The sequence below is a fragment of the Streptomyces sp. NPDC005963 genome (assembly GCF_040638655.1).
Taxonomy (GTDB): domain Bacteria; phylum Actinomycetota; class Actinomycetes; order Streptomycetales; family Streptomycetaceae; genus Streptomyces.
In genome coordinates, this window is sequence record NZ_JBEXVD010000080.1 from 1 (window position 1) to 2,544 (window position 2,544).

Genomic DNA, 2,544 nt, shown 5'->3' on the forward strand with positions numbered 1-2,544 from the left:
AAGAGGGCGGGTTGGGTGTATTGGGTTTGGTTGAGTTGGGTGGGGTCGGGGTTGAAGATGATGGTGTGGAGGGGTTGGTCGAGGTGGGGGTCGAGTGCTGCGCAGGCTTGGTCGAAGGCGTGGGCGTAGGCGGGGTAGGTGTTGTAGAGTTCCCGGCCCATGTTGGCTCGTTGGCTGCCCTGACCGGTGAAGAGGAAGGCGATCTTCGGTGGTGTCGATGCCTTCCCCCGCACCACACCCGGATGCTCCAGCCCCGCAACGACGGCGCGCAGTGCGGCACGTGCTTCCGTACGGTCGTCCGCCACGATGACGGCACGGTGGACGTGCGCCGCTCTTCCGCGCGTCAGTGCGCCGGCGACATCGACCAGGGGCAAGGAGTCGGGGGTGTCCTCCAGGTACCGGTGCAGCCTTTCGGCCTGTTCCCGCAATGCCTCGTCGGAGCGGGCGGACAGCGGCAACAGCACCGGACCGCGGGGGGCGGGCTCCCGTACCTCGATGACCTGACGCGTCCCGGGTGCCTGCTCCAGGATGATGTGGGCGTTGGTGCCGCTGATGCCGAAGGAGGACACCGCAGCTCGGCGGGTGCCGTCGTGCTCGCTCCACTCACGTGCTTCGGTGAGGAGCTCGACGGTCCCGGCGGACCAGTCGACGTGCGGGGACGGCTCGTCGATGTGGAGCGTGCGCGGCAGCACGCCGTGACGCATCGCCTCCACCATCTTGATCGCGCCGCCCACTCCGGCCGCGGCCTGGGCATGGCCGATGTTCGACTTCAGCGAGCCGAGGTAGAGGGGACGGTTCGCGGGACGGCCCTGTCCATAGGTGGCGATCAGGGCATCGGCCTCGATGGGGTCGCCGAGCCTGGTGCCGGTGCCGTGCGCTTCGACGGCGTCGATGTCCTGGGCCGTGAGCTGCGCATTGGCGAGTGCCTGGTGGATGACGCGTTCTTGGGAGGGTCCGTTGGGCGCGGTGAGTCCGTTGCTGGCACCGTCCTGGTTGACGGCGGTGCCGCGGACGATGGCGAGGACCTGGTGGCCGTTGCGCTCGGCGTCCGAAAGCCGTTCCACCAGGAGCAGCCCCGCCCCCTCGGCCCACGCCGTGCCGTCGGCGGCTGCGGCGAACGGCTTGCAGCGTCCATCGGGGGCAAGACCCCGCTGCCGGCTGAACTCCACGAACATGCCGGGATGCGGCATCACCGTCACCCCGCCCGCCAACGCCAACGCGCACTCGCCCTGACGGAGGGCCTGTACCGCCAGATGCAGGGCGACCAGGGACGATGAGCAGGCGGTGTCCACCGTGACCGCCGGCCCCTCAAGACCGAAGGTGTAGGCGAGCCGGCCTGAGACGACACTGGTCGTGCTTCCCGTCAGCAGGTATCCGTCGTAGCCCGCCGCCGCTTCATGGAGGCGCGGACCGTACTCCATGCCCGTGGCACCGATGAACACGCCCGCAGTCGATCCCCGCAGGGTGTCGGGGTCGATGCCCGCGCGTTCGAACGTCTCCCAGGCGGTCTCCAACAGCAGCCGCTGCTGCGGGTCCATGGCGGCGGCCTCGCGCGGGCTGATCCCGAAGAACTCCGCGTCGAAGTCGGTGGCATCGGCGAGGAAACCGCCCGCGCGGGCGTAGGTCGTGCCCGGCCGCTCCGGGTCGGGATCGTAGAGCGCGTCCAGGTCCCAGCCGCGATCCGTGGGGAAGGGCCCGACGGCATCGGTGCCCGATGCGACCACCTCCCACAGTTCGCCTGGCGAGGTCACCCCACCCGGATAGCGGCAGGCCATGCCCACGATCACGATCGGATCGTCGGTGGGGTCAGGGGTGAGTCGAGCCGTACGACCGGGTGGTGCGGAGGTGCTCCCACGCCGGGAGGAACGATCCTTCAAGAGCAGGGCGACCGCCTCGGGCGTGGGGTGGTGGTAGATCAGGGCCGCGGGCAGGGAGAGACCGGTGGTGGACTGGAGCCGGTCCCGCAGATCGACCCCCGACAGCGAATCGAAGCCCAGATCCTTGAAGCTCCTACGGGTATCGACGGTATCCGCCGTCATATGCCCCAGTACGAAGGCGGCCTGGCTCTGCACCAGGTCGATCAGCTCGTCCAGGGAGAGCTCGACCGACGCCGGTCGATCGACCGGTGCGTCGGGATCGGGTGAGGTGGCAACCGTCGTCGCGGCGGCAGACAGGTCCGGAGCCGGGGCCGATGCCTTCGGGGGCACTGCCGTCGCAGCGGACGGGGTGTCCAACCAGTGGCGTTCGCGCTGGAAGGCATAGGTGGGCAGTGGGACCGTTCGACCACCCCGCGCGGCGAAGATCTCGGACCAGTCCACCTCCACGCCATGGGCATGGGCTCCCGCCACCGCAGCCAGCAGGCTCGCCGCCTCCGGGCGTCCCCGTCGCAGGGTGGCGAACAGGGCCCGTTCCCCCGGAGGGAGCGACTGACGCGCCATCCCGGTGAGTACGGCGTCGGGTCCGAGTTCGAGGTAGAGGGTGGTGCCGTTGGTGTGGAGGGTTTGGGTGGCGTGGTGGTAGTTGACGGTGTGGCGGAGGTGTTGG

At 69.6% G+C, this 2,544-nt stretch carries 1 protein-coding gene; it reads right to left on the reverse strand.

The window, feature by feature from the left end; translation table 11 throughout:
* Positions 1-2,544: beta-ketoacyl synthase N-terminal-like domain-containing protein (locus ABZ348_RS34610; RefSeq protein WP_358939976.1), on the reverse strand; the 2,544-nt coding region annotated here is incomplete at both ends.